This is a genomic window from Streptomyces sp. NPDC091272 (assembly GCF_044757485.1).
Classification (GTDB): domain Bacteria; phylum Actinomycetota; class Actinomycetes; order Streptomycetales; family Streptomycetaceae; genus Streptomyces.
Map to the genome: position 1 here is coordinate 497,201 of NZ_JBIVVC010000005.1, position 17,682 is coordinate 514,882.

At 69.9% G+C, this 17,682-nt stretch carries 17 protein-coding genes and 2 tRNA genes; 10 read left to right on the forward strand and 9 right to left on the reverse strand.

Annotation, left to right across the window (positions count from 1 at the left end; genetic code table 11):
* Nucleotides 1-14: 14 nt before the first annotated feature.
* A complete protein-coding gene (locus ACIQM4_RS17770; protein ID WP_401592217.1) occupies nucleotides 15-947 on the reverse strand; it encodes a D-alanyl-D-alanine carboxypeptidase family protein in 933 nt (310 codons plus the stop codon).
* Between ACIQM4_RS17770 and ACIQM4_RS17775 the strand changes: the two genes are divergently transcribed.
* The gene (locus tag ACIQM4_RS17775) at nucleotides 904-1,113 is read left to right on the forward strand and encodes a hypothetical protein (protein WP_401592385.1); all 210 of its coding nucleotides are present in this window, start codon (nucleotides 904-906) and stop codon (nucleotides 1,111-1,113) included. The genes ACIQM4_RS17770 and ACIQM4_RS17775 overlap by 44 nt on opposite strands.
* A 106-nt stretch (nucleotides 1,114-1,219) precedes the next feature.
* Here ACIQM4_RS17775 and ACIQM4_RS17780 read toward each other — a convergent pair whose 3' ends face one another.
* From ACIQM4_RS17780 to ACIQM4_RS17790, 3 genes are all read right to left on the reverse strand, one after another.
* Complete coding sequence (locus ACIQM4_RS17780) at nucleotides 1,220-1,807, reverse strand: hypothetical protein (protein WP_401592219.1); 588 nt, start codon at nucleotides 1,805-1,807, stop codon at nucleotides 1,220-1,222.
* Between the two features lie 81 nt (nucleotides 1,808-1,888).
* Complete coding sequence (locus ACIQM4_RS17785; RefSeq protein WP_401592221.1) at nucleotides 1,889-2,473, reverse strand: hypothetical protein; 585 nt, start codon at nucleotides 2,471-2,473, stop codon at nucleotides 1,889-1,891.
* A gap of 102 nt (nucleotides 2,474-2,575) precedes the next feature.
* On the reverse strand, nucleotides 2,576-3,076 hold the full coding sequence (locus ACIQM4_RS17790; protein ID WP_401592223.1) for a DUF3830 family protein: 501 nt from the start codon (nucleotides 3,074-3,076) through the stop codon (nucleotides 2,576-2,578).
* Between the two features lie 105 nt (nucleotides 3,077-3,181).
* Between ACIQM4_RS17790 and ehuB the strand changes: the two genes are divergently transcribed.
* The 6 genes from ehuB (at nucleotide 3,182) to ACIQM4_RS17820 (ending at nucleotide 7,342) form a co-directional block, all read left to right on the forward strand.
* Complete coding sequence (gene ehuB / locus ACIQM4_RS17795; protein WP_401592225.1) at nucleotides 3,182-4,078, forward strand: ectoine/hydroxyectoine ABC transporter substrate-binding protein EhuB; 897 nt, start codon at nucleotides 3,182-3,184, stop codon at nucleotides 4,076-4,078.
* Nucleotides 4,075-4,758 carry an ectoine/hydroxyectoine ABC transporter permease subunit EhuC gene (gene ehuC / locus ACIQM4_RS17800; RefSeq protein WP_401592227.1) on the forward strand — a complete coding sequence of 228 codons (684 nt, stop codon included), beginning with the start codon at nucleotides 4,075-4,077 and terminating at the stop codon, nucleotides 4,756-4,758. The genes ehuB and ehuC overlap by 4 nt, the downstream gene beginning before the upstream one ends.
* Nucleotides 4,755-5,408, forward strand: a complete 654-nt coding sequence (gene ehuD / locus ACIQM4_RS17805; RefSeq protein ID WP_401592229.1) for an ectoine/hydroxyectoine ABC transporter permease subunit EhuD — start codon at nucleotides 4,755-4,757, stop codon at nucleotides 5,406-5,408. The genes ehuC and ehuD overlap by 4 nt, the downstream gene beginning before the upstream one ends.
* The gene (gene ehuA / locus ACIQM4_RS17810; RefSeq protein ID WP_401592231.1) at nucleotides 5,398-6,180 is read left to right on the forward strand and encodes an ectoine/hydroxyectoine ABC transporter ATP-binding protein EhuA; all 783 of its coding nucleotides are present in this window, start codon (nucleotides 5,398-5,400) and stop codon (nucleotides 6,178-6,180) included. The genes ehuD and ehuA overlap by 11 nt, the downstream gene beginning before the upstream one ends.
* 252 nt (nucleotides 6,181-6,432) lie before the next feature.
* Entirely contained in the window at nucleotides 6,433-7,203 is a 771-nt protein-coding gene (locus ACIQM4_RS17815) for an IclR family transcriptional regulator C-terminal domain-containing protein (RefSeq protein WP_401592233.1), read from the forward strand.
* A 65-nt stretch (nucleotides 7,204-7,268) separates the two neighbouring features.
* Nucleotides 7,269-7,342 (forward strand) — tRNA-Lys (locus ACIQM4_RS17820).
* A 42-nt stretch (nucleotides 7,343-7,384) separates the two neighbouring features.
* Here ACIQM4_RS17820 and rfbB read toward each other — a convergent pair.
* The 5 genes from rfbB to ACIQM4_RS17845 form a co-directional block, all read right to left on the reverse strand.
* Nucleotides 7,385-8,338, reverse strand: coding sequence for a dTDP-glucose 4,6-dehydratase (gene rfbB / locus ACIQM4_RS17825; protein ID WP_401592235.1), 954 nt, complete (start codon nucleotides 8,336-8,338; stop codon nucleotides 7,385-7,387).
* Between the two features lie 180 nt (nucleotides 8,339-8,518).
* On the reverse strand, nucleotides 8,519-9,454 hold the full coding sequence (locus tag ACIQM4_RS17830) for an SGNH/GDSL hydrolase family protein (RefSeq protein ID WP_401592237.1): 936 nt from the start codon (nucleotides 9,452-9,454) through the stop codon (nucleotides 8,519-8,521).
* Between the two features lie 257 nt (nucleotides 9,455-9,711).
* On the reverse strand, nucleotides 9,712-10,305 hold the full coding sequence (locus ACIQM4_RS17835) for a lytic polysaccharide monooxygenase (RefSeq protein ID WP_401592239.1): 594 nt from the start codon (nucleotides 10,303-10,305) through the stop codon (nucleotides 9,712-9,714).
* Nucleotides 10,306-10,546: 241 nt separating this feature from the next.
* Complete coding sequence (locus ACIQM4_RS17840) at nucleotides 10,547-11,821, reverse strand: SPFH domain-containing protein (protein ID WP_401592241.1); 1,275 nt, start codon at nucleotides 11,819-11,821, stop codon at nucleotides 10,547-10,549.
* Complete coding sequence (locus ACIQM4_RS17845; protein ID WP_401592373.1) at nucleotides 11,818-13,041, reverse strand: peptidoglycan-binding protein; 1,224 nt, start codon at nucleotides 13,039-13,041, stop codon at nucleotides 11,818-11,820. Before ACIQM4_RS17845 ends, ACIQM4_RS17840 begins: the two co-directional genes overlap by 4 nt.
* Nucleotides 13,042-13,238: 197 nt before the next feature.
* Between ACIQM4_RS17845 and ACIQM4_RS17850 the strand changes: the two genes are divergently transcribed.
* From ACIQM4_RS17850 to ACIQM4_RS17860, 3 genes are all read left to right on the forward strand, one after another.
* A tRNA-Lys gene (locus tag ACIQM4_RS17850) sits at nucleotides 13,239-13,312 on the forward strand.
* A gap of 429 nt (nucleotides 13,313-13,741) precedes the next feature.
* On the forward strand, nucleotides 13,742-15,724 hold the full coding sequence (locus tag ACIQM4_RS17855) for a glycosyltransferase family 2 protein (RefSeq protein WP_401592243.1): 1,983 nt from the start codon (nucleotides 13,742-13,744) through the stop codon (nucleotides 15,722-15,724).
* Nucleotides 15,721-17,655, forward strand: a complete 1,935-nt coding sequence (locus ACIQM4_RS17860) for a galactose oxidase-like domain-containing protein (protein WP_401592245.1) — start codon at nucleotides 15,721-15,723, stop codon at nucleotides 17,653-17,655. Before ACIQM4_RS17855 ends, ACIQM4_RS17860 begins: the two co-directional genes overlap by 4 nt.
* Nucleotides 17,656-17,682 lie beyond the last annotated feature (27 nt).

A 17,682-nucleotide genomic window follows, 5' to 3' on the forward strand; every position in this document is an offset into this window, starting at 1 on the left:
TGGCCGGGTGGCGGCTAGCGCTTGAAGCCGTGGTCGAGCAGCCTGCCCGCGTCCTTGGCGCGGTTCACGTCCGACGAGGAGGCGAGCAGCGTGCCGTAGAGGGTCTTGCCACCGCGCTGGGCGGCGAAGACCAGGCAGTACTTCGCGTTCGGGCCCGACCCCGTCTTGATCCCCAGCGTGCCCTTGTAGCTCCTCAGCAGCGGGTTGGTGTTGGTCCACGCCATGTCGCGGTGGCCGCCGGACCTGGTGAGGGTGCGCTGCTTGGTGGACGTGGTCCGCACGACGGCCCGGAACGTCGTGTTCTTCATCGCGCTCACCGCCAGCTTCGTGAGGTCGCGGGCCGTCGAGTAGTTGCCCTTGCCGCCGCCTCCGTCGAAGGAGTCGAAGTGCGTGTTCTTCAGGCCGAGCGAGCGTGCGGTGGCGTTCATCTTCCCGATGAACGACTTCACGCGCGCGTCCCGCGTCCTGCCCGTGCCGAACTTGTCCGCCAGCGCGTACGCCGCGTCGCAGCCGGACGGCAGCATCATCCCGTACAGCAGCTGCCGGACGGTGACCTTGTCGCCGACGATCAGACGGGCCGACGAGGCGTTGTTCTTGACGATGTAGTCGCTGTACGCCTTCTGGATCGTGACCTTGGAGTTCAGGTCGAGGCCCTTGGCCGCGAGCACCACCTTCGCCGTCATGATCTTGGTGGTGGAGCCGGTGGGCAGCCGGGTGTCGGCCCCCTTGCCGTAGAGGGTCGCTCCGGTGCCCGCGTTCATCAGGAAGGCGCCCTTGGCCGTGACCGTGGGGGCCTTGGGCGCGGCGAGCGCGGCGCCGAGCGCGGCAGGGGTGACGGTGGTGGTCACGGGCGCGGCCTGGGCGGGCGCGACAGCGACGCCCGCGGCCAGGACAGATCCTGCGGTGGCCGCGGTGACGGCGACGGCGCAGACGCGGTGCGCCCGCACCTTCGTGGGGGCATGTCGCCAGGTGGTGCTGCTTGCGTTGCTTGCGTTGCTTGCGTTGCTTGCGTTGCTTCCGTTGATTCCGTTGCTTCCGCTGTTCAAGGTGATTGCTCCAGATGCCCATATCGTGTGGCCACAGGGGGATGTCGCCTACCGGGCTGACGAATGAGACGGGCGCCGGGCACGGTCTCTGCCGGGATTTCCCACCGATCGCTCACCCGCACGGCCCTCTTCAGGCCACTTGGCCCCCGGGTCCTTCCGCCCGGCCGCCCGTGTCAGTCCTGCGCCGGGGGCGGGTCGGCCGTCAGCGCGACGAGGCGGGCCTCCAGCCGTTTCTGACGGGCCTCGGTGCGCGCCACGAGACCGAAGGGCGAGGCCAGGTAGCCGCCGGCGGCGAGCGCCGCCACGGAGAGCAGCACGTTCCCGAGTTGAAACTGCAACAGGGCGACCAGCAGCAGCAACACCGCGCCGACGGGCCGCGTCCAGCCAGCCCCCGCCGCCTTGCTGTTCTGCATCCTGAGCAGCTGGACCATCGCTTCCCTGGCCACCGGGTCGCTGGGTACGTGCTCCCGCCGGGAGAGCCGCATCACCACCGCAAGCTTGCGGTGCGTCAGGCCCGTCTCGGACCTCAGCCGGTTCAGCATCCTGGTGTTCGCCCAGATCACGAACGCTGTCAGCACCAGTGCGACGGCGCTCACCCGGATCCCGGGCCCCGTACCGAACATGAGGCCCACGGCCGACACGGCGCAGGCCCCGAGGACGAACACCGCGTTCCCGGCCCACCGCGCGTCGTGCCAGCGCCACTCCCCCTCCCAGTCGACGTCACTGCCACGGGCCTCGTACTCGCCGGGTCTCGCGTCCATGTCCATGGGGGTTCTGTCCCTCCGTACTGTTCCGGATGTCCGGCGGACGGTACGGAGCGGGCCGGAACAATTCAACGGGGTTCACATGCCGGGCATTTGCGCACGGGGTTCCTCAAGGCGGGCCACCGTGCGGGAAATCCTCGCGCTCGTACGGCGCAGGAGGAGACCGGTGATGGCGAAGAAGACCGCCACGCCGAGCCATGCGCAGGACGGCCACCAGTGGCCCTGCAGGCCTTGGGTGACCGCGTTCAGGAGCTGGGCGGTGATCACCACGGGGTACGTCCAGCGGTTGTGCCGGGCCGTCCGCAGATACCTCCGGCCCAGCATCAGCATCGCCGCCCGCGCCTGCGGCCCGTCGGGAATGCGCCCGTCCCGCAGACGGCGGTTGAGCACCGGTAGCGAGCGGGCGGGGGCTCCGGCCTCCGCGGCCACCTTGCGTCCCAGACGCACCCCCCAGGGAGCGCAGGCGGCCATGATCACGGCGCAGGCTCCCGCCACCCACAGCACGAAGCCCCCGTACATCCACACCCACACACCCACCAGGGCGGCCGCGACCGCGATCACCATCGCGGACGCGGCCCAACCGGAGTCCCACCACCGTCTCTCCGACTCCCAGTCGAAGCCCAGCTCCGGTTCCAGGTGCGATGCGGGCGGACTGTCGTGCATCGGGTGCTCCTTCGGGTCGGCGGTCGGCTGTTGCGCCGTACCGCTCAACCCCCGTGCAACGGCGCCGGGTTCGTGTTCCCCCGACTCCGCCGCGCACCCTCCTCAGGCCCGCCGGAAGCTCAGCGTCTCGCCGACCGCGCCGGTTCGCCACAGGTCCTGGCAGGCGTCGGCCATGGCGTCGAGGCCCGACACGACCGTGCCCCAGACGATGCCGGGCACCCAGCCCTGGTCGCCGTTGAGGAGCAGGTTGTTGCGCTCGTAGAAGAGGGCGAGGTCGACGATGGTGGGGCGGTCCTGGCGTACGTGGTCGGCGGAGTAACCGTGCGAGCCGGTGGCCAGTTGGGTGCCGGCGAAGGAGAAGTAGCAGAGGTCGCCCGGGATGGGGGTGACGGTGGGGTTCTCCAGCGGGGGCTCGGCGGCGGCGAAGGACGGGAAGAGCGCGTAGATCTCGTTGCGGGCGTACTTCGCGTGGTAGACGTCGCCGCCGAGCGGGAGGGCGTCCCAGACTGCCTGGCAGGTGATCGGGGCCTTGTCGTCGAGGAGCTTCGCGGTGCAGCTCACACCGCGCTTGTCGAGCGATATATCCACGAATCGGTCGGTCATCTTCCCATCGTGCGCAGAGCTTTACTCCCGTCAAGGGGGCATCTGCGGCCCCGGCGGCCGGAATTGATCGGAGTAGAAAGTGCGCACTTGGGTAGCCGCGCGCCCATGGCTCCTACGAGAAGTGAAGAGAGTAGAAAGCGACGGCCGATATCCAGGCGGATTCTCCTGGCGGGCGGAGCGGCACTGGGCGCGGCGGGGGCGCTCGGGGTCGCGGGGTGCAGCAAGGTGCCGACCGGGGACACGCTCGCCCGGCTGAGGTCCCAGGGCATCGTGCGGATGGGCATCGCCGGTGAGGCACCGTACGGATTCATCGACGAGCAGGGGAACTTCACCGGCGAGGCGGTCGAACTCGCGAAGGTCATCTTCAAGCGGCTGGGGATCCCCAAGGTGCAGCCGGTCGCGACAGACTTCTCCTCGCTGATCCCGGGCCTCAACTCCCAGCAGTTCGACGTCGTGTCGGCCGGTATGTACATCAACAAGGACCGGTGCGCGCAGGTCATCTTCGCCGATCCGGAGTACCAGATGCTGGACTCCTTCATCGTGCCGAAGGGCAACCCCAAGAAGCTCACCTCGTACCAGGACATCAAGCGGACCGGCACCAGGATGGCCACCGGCACCGGTTACGCGCAGATCGACTACGCGGTCGCCGCCGGCATCCCGGAGAAGGACCTGGTGATCCTCCAGGACCCGGTGGCCGGCCTGAACGCCGTGGAGTCCGGACGCGTCGACGTCTTCGCCGGTACCGCGCTGACCGGGCGCGGCGTGGTCAGGAAGAGCACGAAGGCGGAGGCCACCGAGCCGTTCGCGCCGCTGGTCGACGGCAAGAAGAAGATCGACGGCGGCGGCTTCGCCTTCCGCAGCCTGGACGCCGAACTGCGCGACGCCTTCAACGTGGAGATCCACAGGATGAAGAAGAGCGGCGAGCTGTTCCGCATCCTCCAGCCGTTCGGCTTCACCAAGTCGGAGATGACGACGCTGACGGCCAAGGAGCTGTGCCGATGAGCGCGGGACTGTGGCAGCACTGGATCCTGCCGGGGATCTGGACGACCGTGCAACTGACGGTTTACTCGGCCCTGCTGGCCGCCTTCGTCGCCTTCGTGACCGGCATCGCGCGGACCCACCGGCTGTGGATCGTCCGCTTCCTGGCGGGGGCCTACACCGAGGTGTTCCGCGGCACGTCGGCGCTGGTGCTGATGTTCTGGCTGTTCTTCGTGGTGCCGGGTCTGATCGGCTGGGCGTTCGTGCCCATGTGGGCGGCGGTGCTCGCCCTGGGCCTCTCCTACGGTGCGTACGGTGCGGAGGTCGTACGCGGCGCGCTCGCCTCGGTCACTCCCGCGCAGCGCGAGGCGGGGGTCGCGCTCAGCTTCACCCCCTGGCAGCGGATGCGGCTGATCCTGCTGCCGCAGGCGGTGCCGGAGATGATCCCGCCGTTCAGCAATCTGCTGGTCGAGCTGTTGAAGGGCACCGCCCTGGTGTCGCTGCTCGGCATCGGCGACGTGTCGTTCGCCGCCTACCTGGTGCGGCTCGCCACCCAGGAGAGCGCGCAGATCTACTCGATCACCCTCGTCATCTACTTCGTGATCGCGTTCATCCTGACGCGCGGCATGAAGGCGCTGGAGCGCAGGTCCAAGGCCGGGATCGGGATTGACGTGAAGGCGCAGATCTCCGGGGGTACGCGATGAGCAACTGGGACTGGTCCGCCGTCGCGGACTTCATGCCGCGCTTCTGGGACGGGGTGCTGCTCACCCTCCAGGTGCTGGCCCTCGGCTCGCTGCTGTCCTTCTCGCTGGGGCTGGTGTGGGCCTTCGGGCTGCGCTCGGCCTCGCGCTTCGTACGGTGGCCGGTGAACGTCGTCACCGAGTTCATCCGGAACACCCCGCTGCTGGTGCAGCTGTTCTTCCTGTTCTTCGTGCTGCCGGAGTGGGGCGTGCAGTTCTCGGCGATCACCACAGGCACCGTCGCGATCGGTCTGCACTACTCGACGTACACCGCCCAGGTCTACAAGGCCGGCATCGACGCCGTACCGGTCGGCCAGTGGGAGGCGGCGACCGCGCTCAGCCTGCCCACGCACCGCACCTGGTTCGCGGTGATCCTGCCGCAGGCGATCCGGCGCATCGTGCCCGCGCTCGGCAACTACGTCGTCTCGATGCTGAAGGACACGCCCCTGCTGGCCGGCATCAGCGTGCTGGAGATGCTCCAGCAGGCCCGGCTGGAGAGCGCGTCCACCTTCCAGTACACCGAGCCGCTGACCGTGGTCGGCCTCGCCTTCATCCTCATCGCCTACCCGGCGTCCCTTCTGCTGCGAGCCCTGGAGCGTCGTCTTGTCCGCTGAGTCCGTAGAGACCCCCCGAGTCCCCCCGACCGCCGGTGACCTGATCAAGTTCGACAACGTCACCAAGCGGTTCGGCAGGAACACCGTGCTGGACAACCTGTGCTTCTCGGTCAGGCCGGGCAAGCACGTGACCCTGATCGGGCCCTCCGGGTCGGGAAAGACCACCATCCTGCGGCTGCTGATGACGCTGATGAAGCCCGAGGAGGGCACCATCCACGTCAACGGGCAGCAGCTCTTCCCCTCGCAGGGCGAGAAGCAGCTGCGGGAGGTGCGCAAGAACATCGGGATGGTCTTCCAGCAGTTCAACCTGTTCCCGAACATGACCGTGCTGCGCAACATCACCGAGGCGCCGGTGCGCGTCCTCGGCCTGTCCAAGGACGAGGCCGAGCAGCGCGCCCGCGACCTGCTCGACCTGGTCGGCCTCGGCGACCGCATCGACGCCAGGCCCACCCAGCTGTCCGGCGGACAGCAGCAGCGGGTGGCGATCGCGCGTGCGCTGGCCATGCGTCCGCAGGTGCTGCTGCTCGACGAGGTCACGTCGGCGCTCGACCCGGAGCTGGTGGCCGGCGTCCTTGACGTGCTGCGCGACATCGCCCGTACGACCGACATCACCATGCTCTGCGTGACGCACGAGATGAACTTCGCCCGGGACATCTCGGACGACGTGCTGATGTTCGACTCCGGCCGGGTCATCGAGTCGGGCCCGCCGGAGAAGATCTTCGGCGACCCGGAGCACGAGCGCACCAGGGAGTTCCTGGGCGCGGTGCTCTGAGCACGGTGCGTGCGAGCGTGACCACGGGGGTTCTCCGAGACCTCTCCCCGTGACTCTCCGGCCGCCGAATGTGATCTGACTGCGGCATATGCCAGAGGTGCACGGGCCCAGTTCACGGGCCCCGTCCCCGAAAGCGCGCACGAGTCGGTTTGTCAACCCCCGCCCCTTCGGCGGGGGTTGACGGCTATCCTGGGACGACGACGCACGAACGACGCAGAACAGCAGAGCTCACGAGAGGCCCCGGGGGAAACCGTGCCGCTGAAGCCCGAGCCGCCGCAGCCGCGACAGCCGCAGCACTCGGTGCAGCACGCCCTGCGGGTGCTGGAATCGGTGTCCCGGCACAGCGACGGCGTCACCGACACCCAGCTGACCCGCGAGACCCGGCTGACCCCCGCCGAGCTTCGCCCGCTGCTGCTGATGCTGCGCCGCGAGGGGTACGTGGAACAGGTCGCCGACGGCACCTACGTCACGGGCGAGGCGCCCGACCTCGTCGGGGCGCCCGGCACCACCCGCCGCGAGCTCGTCGAGCTGCGCCTCCAGCAGACCCTGGACCAGCTGCGGGACTCGGTCGGCGCGGCGATCTACCTCGGCCGGTACGTCGACGGTGAGATCAAGGTGACCCGGGTCGCCGAGGGCCCGCTGACCCCGAAGGTCAACGAGTGGGTCGACTTCCGCTCCTCCGCGCACGCCAGCGCGGTGGGCAAGTGCCTGCTCACCCAGCTCGACCAGAACGGCCGCCGCGACCACCTGTCCCGGCACAGGACCGCCCGGCTCACCTCCAGGACCATCACCAGCGAGCGGGTGCTGTTCTCCAAGCTGGACAGCCAGCCGCCGACCGTCCCCGTCCTCGACCTCCAGGAGTACGCGCTGGGGACGGTGTGCGCGGCCGTACCCCTGACGGCGGGGGCGGCCGTGGGCTGCCTGGCCCTCTCCCTGCCGGTGGAGCACGCGCACCGGCTGCGCGAGGCGGCCGACGCGCTGAACCGCAGGGCCACTCCGATGGCGCTCTCGCTCTCCCTGTGACGGTCCGGCTACCTTTGGTGCCGGTCGCGAGCACCCCCTCGGACCAGGTACGATTTACGAGTCAAGCGCCGCTAGCTCAGTTGGTTAGAGCAGCTGACTCTTAATCAGCGGGTCCGGGGTTCGAGTCCCTGGCGGCGCACAGACGAAGGAAGGCCCCCGAGCGAGAGCTCGGGGGCCTTCCTCATTCCCCGTGGTTCGCCGCCGCCCGGTACCACTGCACCGTCTGCGCCAGCCCCTCGGCGAACGGCACCTGCGGCGCGTACCCCAGCTCCTCCCTGATCCGGGTGTCGTCCAGCGCGTACCGCAGGTCGTGCCCCCTGCGGTCCGCGACGTGCTCCACCAGGTCCGCGGGGGCGCCGGTCAGCTCCAGCAGCAGCCGGGTCAGCCGGAGGTTGGTGAGGGCGTTGCCGGTGCCGACGTTGTAGACCCGCCCCGCCACCCCGTTGGTGAGAACCAGGTGGAGCGCGCGGCAGTGGTCCTCCACGTGCAGCCACTCGCGGACGTTCTCCCCCGTGCCGTACACCGGGACGGGAAGCCCGGCGAGGAGCCTGGCGGTGAAGTTCGGGATCAGCTTCTCGGGGTGCTGGTGGGGGCCGTAGTTGTTGGAGCAGCGGGTGGTGCGGACGTCCAGGCCGTGGGTGCGCCAGTAGGAGCGGGCGATCAGGTCGGCGCCCGCCTTCGACGCGGCGTACGGGGAGTTGGGGGCGAGCGGGGAGTCCTCGGTCCAGGCGCCCTCGGCGATCGACCCGTAGACCTCGTCGGTGGAGACGTGGACGACCGGGCCGACACCGGTGCGCACACACGCTTCGAGGAGGTTCTGGGTGCCCTCGACGTTGGTCCGCACGAAGGCGCCCGCGCCGGCGATGGACCGGTCGACGTGTGACTCGGCCGCGAAGTGCGCGACGGCGTCGTGCCCCGGCAGCAGACCGAGCAGCAGCGGCAGGTCGCAGACGTCGCCGTGGACGAAGTCCAGCCGGGGGTGGCCCAGCGGCAGGTTGTCGGTGTTGCCCGCGTAGGTGAGCAGGTCGAGGACGGTGACCCGGGCGTCCTCGCAGCCGGGCAGCCGGCCGTCGAGGACCATGCGGACGTACGCCGACCCGATGAACCCGGCGCCGCCGGTGACGAGGATCTTCACCCGACGACCGTACCGCCCCCGCGCGGCGGTCCTGGCGGGGCCGCCGCGCGTCCTGGGCGCGGCGGCGCCGCCGCGCGTCCTGGGCACCGGCCCCGCGCGCACACCGGCGCCCGCCCGGTCTCCCGGTCGCGCCGGGCGGCCCCACGGTCTCCCGGTCGCGCCGGGCGCTCGCGCCGCCGGTCAGCCCTGGCGGATCGCGGCGAGCACCGTCGCCGCCTGGTGGTCGGCGCCGAGGCGGTTCGGGTGGAACGGCACGGCGGGGCCCGGCGGGTTCGTCGAGACGGGCAGCACCCCTTCGACCCACCTGGTGCCCGGGGGCCGGCAGACGTCGTGGCCGATGCTGCCGCTGTACGTGTCGACCAGTTCGACCCCCGTGTCGGCAGCGGCCCTGGCCAGCACCCCGTTCAGCTCCTTCAGCCGGGCGCCGAACCACTTGAGGTCCTCGTCGTGCACCTGGACGTACGGGAAGCAGCCGCGGTCGGGCACCGCCCCCGCGAGGTAGTCGACCAGCAGGATCCGCGCCTTCGGCGAGCGGGCCCTGATGCCCCGTACCGCCGCGACGATCTTCGGCTGCGAGTCGGCGATGCGCCTGGACATGAGGTCGCTGCCGTCGGGTGCCGTCCACGTGGCCCGGCAGGACACGCCGAGCGGCTCGGGCAGCACGTTGACGCAGTCGGTGACCGCGCCGGCGAGCCCGGCGTCGTTCCCGCCGATGCCGAGGGTGACCAGGTCGGTGGTCGGCGTGAGGCGGTCGAACTGGGGGTCGTTGGTGCCCGTCGCGATCAGCGGGAGGACGTTGACCCGCTGCGGTGCGACGAGGTGTTCGGTGGTGGCGGCCCCGCAGGTGGCGTCCCGGAAGGTGGGGATCGCGAGCTGCTCCGCGACCTGCTTGGGGTAGTTCCAGCTGCTCTGTGCGCAGCCGACGGGCGCGTGCGTGGAGTCGATGCCGATGACGGTCACGTCCGCCGACCAGGAGTCGCCGAGCGAGACGTACTCCCGGTAGGAGGGGGTGTCCTGCCGCTGCGCGGAACCGGCCGCGTGGGCGGCGGTGGGGACGGCCAGCGCGCAGGCGGTGAGGGCGGCGGCAGCGGCGAGCAGACGGCGTGCGGATCTCACGGTGGGCCTCCGGTGCGGCGAGGGGCGGTCGGGAGGGGCGGCGAACGGGCCGGGAGCCAGAACGTGACCGGGATGCGACTCCCGGGTTCCCGTACGTATCTAGACACCGCCGCGCGGGCTTTCTCCGCACCCCGCCGCCGGGTTCACCCATACGGAGTGAGCCGCCCCGTCGGCGTCGGGGCGGCTCGATTTCCTGCTACGGGCCCGTGCTAAGGGACCTCGGTGGGTACGGCCCGGCTGGCGGACTCAGAACTGACTCAGAACTGGACGTCCGAGCAGGCGTAGAACGCGTTGGTGGTGTCGGCCACGTTCCACACCGCCAGCACGACGTGCTTGCCCGACTTGCCGCCGGGGAAGTTCCCCTGGTGGGTCAGTGTCGCGGGCGGCTGCTTGCCGCCGTACGGCACGTTCAGGAACGGCTGCGGGTCGAGCGAGGCCCGGGTGAGCGGCTTGGTCGGGTCCCAGCCCTGCTTGGTGATGTAGTACCGGAAGTCCGACGTGGCGTGCCGCGCCGTGAACTGCCAGCGGAATCCGTAGCTCTGCCCCGCGCTCACCTTGGTGGCGGGCCAGTTCCCGCCGCGCGGGTCGTCCAGCTGCGCGAAGCCGGTGTTGCCACCCGCGCAGATCCGGCCGTCGGCGGGGCCGGAGGCCGGGAAGCCCTTGGGGCCCTCGACGCTCTGCGGTTCCCACTGGATGGAACCACAGCCGGTGACGGTGCCGTTGGCACAGAGTTTCTGGCGGCTGATCGGGGTGTCGGTGTAGCCGTGGCTGCTGGCGCTGCCGGTGGCGAGCACCGTACTGCCCGCTATCGCGAGACCGACGACAGCGGCACTCATTGCCTTTTTTCGCATGCTTCGCTCCAGGAGAACGTGGGGGAGTCCGTCGAACTGTGAGCTGTGCCGGCACGCGCGCGTGGTGGAGCGGCGCTTCGGTGAAGCACCGCCCCGATGGAACAGTTCCGCGCCGCCGCAGCGCCGCGGTGAAGCGCTGCCCGGGTGAGGCAGAACTTCCGGTCTAGACCAAGCCTCAATGTAGAGACGGGAGTTGAACATGTCCAGACCAATGTGCCAAGTCGCGCAGACTCGGCGGAACTCATCTGCTTTTGAGGTGGGCAACCGTCAACTCGCGCACCAGCGCTCTGCGTTCGTAATCGTCCGGCTCTCCCAGCAGTCCCCGTACGGTCAGCCGGCGCACGGTGTCCTCCACCGCGTCGACCACGTTCGCCAGCGCCAGGTCCCGCTCCTGGGCGTCCAGCGCGGCGAACTTCCTGCGGTTCATCGCCTCGGCGACCTCGGGCGCGTAGTCGATCCGCACCGGCTGCACCGAGAACACCTCGATTCCGGCCGCCGCCACCCGCGCGGCCACCTGCCGGGTGAGCGCGTCCCCGACCGCCGCCGTGTCCCGCAGCGTCCGGGTGCCGCCCGCACCCGCCCCTGCCGCGTCCACCGGATGCTGTGACGCCACCCGCGCCAGTGCCGCCTCGACCTGCCCGCGCAGACAACTCGCGTGATCGTCCACCGAGAACGTCGCGCGCGCCGTGTCGACGACCCGCCACACCACGAGGACGACGGCACGCAGCGCGATCCCGTCCCTGTCCACCACCGGCATCGGCTCGCTCCGCCAGTGCTTCAGCGTGACGTCAACCCGGCGGCGTGCCAGCAGCGGGCTCAGCCACACCAGCCCGGTCCGCCGCACACTCCCCCGGTACGCGCCGAAGAGCGTGAGCACCGAGACCTGCCCCTCCCGTCCCCGCGCCAGCCCGCCGAACGCGCACAGCCCCACGGCCACCAGCCCGGCCAGCACCGCCCACCCCGCGCCGCCGAGCCCGTCGAAGGTACGCACCGGCAGCCCGAGCAGCTCCCGTACCGGGCCCGGCAGCAGACCGGCCCACCACAGCACCGCCCCGCAACCGGCCGCGGCGCCGGACCCGACGGCCACCGCCACCCACCCGGGCACGGCGGGCCCGTGATGTTCGACTGGCCCGTGCGCCGTCGGGGCGGGGGACGCGGGGCCGTGCATCGCAGGGGCGGCGGACGCGGGGGCCCGGGACGCCGTGACAGGACATGCCGGAGCAGGCGATGCCTTCGCGAGGACAGGGACCCCCTGCCCCCGCACGGCCGGCCCCTGCCCCCGTACGTCCGGCCACTCCCCCCGCGCGGTCGACCCCTCCCCCCGCGCGGCCGACACCTTCTTCCGGCCGTCCGTCACTCTCTCCTGCTCGCCCGTCCCCCTGCGCCGTCCGACGACGGTCGCCCCCGACGGCACGGACGACGTCCCCGCCTCGTCGCGGAAGAGCAGGTGCACGGGGATCTCGGTCGTGGACTCGTAGCCGATCACGGGACGGCGCAGCACGGGTTCGCCCGTCATCGGGTCACCTCCGCCGCGCCCGTGGCGAACAGCCTGCGCCAGGTCTCGGGCCCCGGATAGCCGTCCGCCTCCTTGCCCCGCCAGCCCTGCGCCAGCTGGAACGCCTCGACATTGCGCCGGTCCGCCTCGCTCCAGCGCGGCCCCGGGCCCTGCGTGTAGTACTTGCCGAACCCCTTCGCCACGAGCTGCTTGCCCAGCTGCTCCACATAGGTGTTGGACTGCCCCGGCCTGAAGGAGCCCGCCCCGGGGAAGACGGGAGCACCGGGCGCGCCCTGGACCGCGGCGCCGCTGACGAGTCCCCTGTACCGGTACGCGAGGTAGCGGTCGGCGTTGTTCCAGTAGCCGAGCGGGGTGGCCTGCTTACGGGTCTTGGGCCGGGTCTGCTCGTAGGCGAGGTAATGGCCGTGGGTGTAGTCCGTCCAACCGCCGAAGATCGTCACGTGCGATCCGGCGTGCGGGTCGGACGCGTTGTGGAAGAGCAGGATGTCGCCGGGCTCCAGCTGGTCGCGGTCGATCTTCACCCCGTAGCCGGCCAGACTGCCGGTCCACTCGTTGCTGCCGAGCCCCCAGGCCATCGAGACGTAACCCGAGCAGTCCTGCCGGTAGCCGTCCGACCAGAACTTCTCCATGTCGTACGGCACACCGGACGCGACCCACTTCTTGGCCCGGTTGATGATCTCGGCCCGGGTGGCGGGCTTGAGCTTCGGCGCCGCGGACGTCCCGCCAGGCCCCGGCGCCCCGGTGGTGCCGGGGCCGGCGGGACCGCCGGGGAGGCCGCCGTGCAGCGGCGCGACCCGGCCCTGGGGAGCCGGGGCGTCCCACCACCCCTCCTCCCCCGCCCAGTCCCCCTTGTCCCTCCCCTTCTTCTTCTCACGATCCTTCTTCCCGTCGAACCGCTCGGTCCCCGCGGGTCGGTCCGTCCGCCCGGGTCGCTCCGTCCGCCGCGTCCGTTCGGACGGCCACGTCCGCTCGGGTCGCTCCGTCCGCTCGGGTCGCTCCGTCCGCTCGGGCCGCTCCGTCCGCTCAAGCCCCTCATCGATCCCGTGGCGGGCCGCGTGGCCGTGTTGTCCGTCACTCTCACCGCCGTGGTCCGCCGCCCCGGCCGGTCCGCCGCCGCCCAGCACCACTCCGGCGGCGGTGACCAGCAGCAGGGCGCGGCGTGCTCCGTGCACTGCCGCGTGACCCCCGTCACGTACCGGAAGAGACCTTGTCCTGCACACCCGGCGCCGGGCGGCGCATCCGGCGCAGGGACAGTCGGCTGCGGGCTGAATCTCCTGGAACTCGATCACGGGCACAGTGTCCCAACTGCCCGGACATAACGCATCTTGACGGTACGTATTATTAGCAAATGGACATCACGGGCGCCCACTGGTTCAAACCACTGCGGCACATCCGGTAGAGTTCTCCAAGTCAGCAGGCGCCGCTAGCTCAGTTGGTTAGAGCAGCTGACTCTTAATCAGCGGGTCCGGGGTTCGAGTCCCTGGCGGCGCACGCGCAACCGAGACCCTCCCACCACCGGTGGGAGGGTCTCGGTCATTCCCACGGTCCCGGGCCCTCCCCGGGACCGCCCCGGGACTCCGGCAGCCCTGCGATCAGCGACCCTTGCGATCACATGAAGAGTCGGGGAACCTATCCTGGAGCCCATGGCTCCAATGGGGCGGACGGTTCGACGAGTTGAGGCTCGGACGGCCGGCAGGGGGACGGCCGGGCCATGCGGGGTGTTTGGGCACCTCACGGGGTGGGGGCCCCTTTCACCGGGAGATCTCGGGGCGGGCATCATGCAACCGGAAGGTTGCCGTCCTGTGTCTTTGGTGATGGCGGGCCGACCATTGATGCGTTCGGGACGGTCGAGGGGGACCGCCAGCGAGCGAACAGACCTACGAACACACGCAGCCAGTTTTGCGTGCGGGGGGATGACTCATGACGTCGACGCCGAGCGGCGCCGGGCAGTACCACGACCCTACCCACGACCCCACCCAGACGACCCAGCTGCGGGTGCCCCCACAGCTGAAGTCCCAGGGACCGGGTCGCGACAAGCAGAAGGCGCTGCCCAGGTACGACTACGAGCACTACAGCCGGCTCGCGGGTCCGCTGACCCAGCCGGACCCCAGCAAGCCGTACAAGGTGCAGTACCGGTCGCTGATCTCCCAGGAGCCGCACCGCATCCGCGCGGCCCTGCTGCTCGGCGCCGCGCCGCTGCTCTCGCTGGCCCTGTTCATCTGGCTGATGCAGCCGGGGCACTGGACCGACCGCGACCCGAACCTCCAGGACGACCTCCTGCGGGCCCTCGACGTGGTGATGCTGGTCTCGATCGGCCTCATCGAACTCTTCCGCACCATGAACGTGCTCTCCAACGCGCACGCCACGCTGGTGGCGCGTGACCCGATCCCGGTCGTCCCCGAGACCGGCACCCGGGTCGCCTTCATGACCTCCTTCGTGCCCGGCAAGGAGCCGCTGGAGATGGTCACCAAGACCCTGGAGGCGGCGGTCAAGATCCGCCACCGGGGCCTGCTGCACATCTGGCTGCTCGACGAGGGCGACGACCCCGCCGTCAAGGCCGTCTGCGAGCGCCTGGGCGTCCACCACTTCTCCCGCAAGGGAGTCGCGAAGTGGAACCAGAAGAAGGGCCCGCACCGCGCGAAGACCAAGCACGGCAACTACAACGCCTGGCTGGACGCGCACGGTGACGACTACGACTACTTCGCCTCGGTCGACACCGACCACATCCCGCTCCCGAACTACCTGGAGCGGATGCTCGGCTACTTCCGCGACCCGAACATCGGCTTCGTGATCGGCCCGCAGGTCTACGGCAACTACGACACCTTCGTCACGAAGGCGGCGGAGTCGCAGCAGTTCCTCTTCCACGCCCTGATCCAGCGCGCCGGCAACCGCTACGGCGCCCCCATGTTCGTCGGCACGTCCAACGCCGTGCGCATCCGCGCGCTGAAGCAGATCGGCGGTCTGTACGACTCGATCACCGAGGACATGGCGACGGGCTTCGAGATCCACCGCGCCAAGAACCCGGCGACGGGCAAGAAGTGGCGCTCCGTCTACACCCCGGACGTGCTGGCCGTCGGCGAGGGCCCGACCGCCTGGACCGACTTCTTCACCCAGCAGCTCCGCTGGTCGCGCGGCACCTACGAGACGATCCTCAAGCAGTACTGGAAGGGCTGGGGCACGCTGCCCCCCGGCAAGCTCTTCAACTACACGATGATGATCATCTTCTACCCGATGTCCGCCATGAACTGGATCCTGGCCGCGCTCTCCTGCGCGCTGTTCCTGGGCATGGGCGCCTCCGGTGTCCAGATCGACCCGGTCATCTGGATGATGCTGTACGGCAACGCCTCCGCGCTCCAGATCGGCCTCTACATCTGGAACCGCCGCCACAACGTCTCGCCGCACGAGCCCGAGGGCTCCGGCGGTCTGGCCGGCATGGCGATGTCCGCGCTCTCCGCGCCGATCTACGCGCGCTCGCTGTTCGACGCCGCGCTGCGCCGCAAGTCCAGCTTCGTCGTGACGCCCAAGGGCGACTCGTCCAGCCCGGACACCCTCTTCGGCACCTTCCGGATCCACCTGTTCTTCATCGTCGTCTTCGCCGGGTCCATCGCGGCCTCGTACGTCCTGGGCCACTCGCACCCCGCGATGGTCACCTGGGCCACGCTCGCCCTGCTGATCACTGCGGCGCCGATCATCGCCTGGCGCCTGGGGATGCGCGACGAGAAGAAGAACGGCAAGCCGGGCCCGCAGCAGGGCCCCGGCTCCGCGGGCGGCGCCCCGGAGTACGACGAGCGGGCCGCCTTCCCCGGGCAGCACGCCGACGGCCACGCCCCGCAGCAGCGGCCGAGCTGGGCCCCGGCCGACCAGACCATGCAGATTTCTTCCCTTGGGGGACGTAAGAAATGAGTTTCCGTCTGAGCCGCCGGGCCCGACGACTGTCGATCACGGGCGCGGTGGTTGTTGCTCTGGCGGCGTTCAACGGGCCCGCGCTGTACCGCTTCGGTTCGGAGCAGTACCACGACTACAAGATCAACCGGCCCGAGTACAAGGCTGAGAACGGCCACTGGGACTTCCTCGACGTCCCGGCCAAGTTCAAGATCAACACGATCCACTCGGCCCTGCTGCACACCGGCAAGGTCCTGATGATCGCGGGGTCGGGCAACAACCAGAAGAACTTCGACGCGGGCAAGTTCGAGTCGATCCTCTGGGATCCCAAGGCCAACACGTACAAGATGATCCCGACCCCCAAGGACATGTTCTGCTCGGGTCACACCCAGCTGCCCGACGGCAAGCTGCTGGTCGCGGGCGGTACGAAGCGGTACGAGAAGCTCGAAGGTGACGTCACCAAGGCCGGCGGCCTGATGGTGGTGCACAACGAGAACCCGGACAAGCCGATCACGCTGCCCGCCGGCACCGTCTTCACCGGCAAGACGAACGGCAGGACGTACGTCACCAAGGACCCGGTCCTCGTCGAGAAGGCCAAGAAGGTCTTCGACAGGAGCACGGGGAAGTTCCTGCGCAACGACCCGGGTCTGGGCCGCATCTACGTCGAGGCCAGGCAGTCGGGCAAGAAGTACGAGTCCGGCACCGAGGACAACTACGAGATCGCGGGGCTGAAGGCCACCGACGCCCGCAACACCTACGGGATAGCCCAGAAGCTCGCCCTGGACAAGAAGGACTTCCAGGGCATCCGCGAGTCGTACGAGTTCGACCCCGCGTCGGAGAAGTACGTCATGGTCGACCCGATGAACGAGGCCCGCTGGTACCCCTCGCTCACCACGCTCAAGGACGGCAAGGTCCTGGCGACCTCCGGCCTCGACGAGATCGGCCAGATCGTCCCGGGCAAGGACGAGATCTACAACCCGAAGACGAAGACCTGGAAGTACACGGGCTTCGAACGACGGCTGCCGACCTACCCCTCGCTGTTCCTGCTGGAGAGCGGCAAGCTGTTCTACTCGGGGTCCAACGCGGGCTACGGCCCGGCCGACATCGGCCGTGAGCCCGGCATCTGGAACCTCGCCAACAACAACTTCGAGAAGATCCCCGGGATGAGCGACCCGGACCAGCTGGAGACCTCGGCGACGGTCATGCTGCCGCCGGCCCAGGACCAGAAGTTCCTGGTCATCGGCGGCGGCGGCGTCGGCGAGTCGGAGAAGTCCACCGAGAAGACCCGCCTGGTGGACACCAAGGCGGCCAACCCCTCCTTCAAGGACGGGCCCTCTCTCGACAAGGGCACCCGCTACCCCAGCGCCTCGCTGATGCCCGACGACACGGTACTGGTCACCGGCGGCTCCGAGGACTACCGCGGGCGCAGCGACTCCAACATCCACGAGGCGAGGACGTACGACCCGAGGAGCAACTCGTTCAAGCGGCTCGCCGACCCGAACGTGGGGCGCAACTACCACTCGGGCTCGGTCCTGCTGCCGGACGGGCGGGTCATGGTCGCCGGTTCCGACTCGCTCTACTCGGACAAGGCCAACACCAGGCCCGGTGTCTTCGAGCAGCGCATCGAGATCTACACGCCGCCGTACCTCTACCGCGACTCGCGGCCCAAGCTCACCGACGGGCCGCAGAAGATCGCGCGGGGCGGCTCCGGCACCTTCAAGACGCAGCACGCCTCCTCGATCCGCACCGCGAAGCTGATGCGGCCGAGCGCCGTCACGCACATGACGGACATGGACCAGCGCAGCATCGCCCTGGAGGTCAAGAAGACGTCCGACGGCATCACGGTCACCGTGCCGAAGAACCAGGCGCTGGTGCCCTCCGGGTACTACATGCTGTTCGTGACGGACGACCAGGGCACGCCTTCCGAGGCGGTCTGGGTCGAGGTTCCGTAGCGAACCGGTAGGAACGCGTAAGGGGCG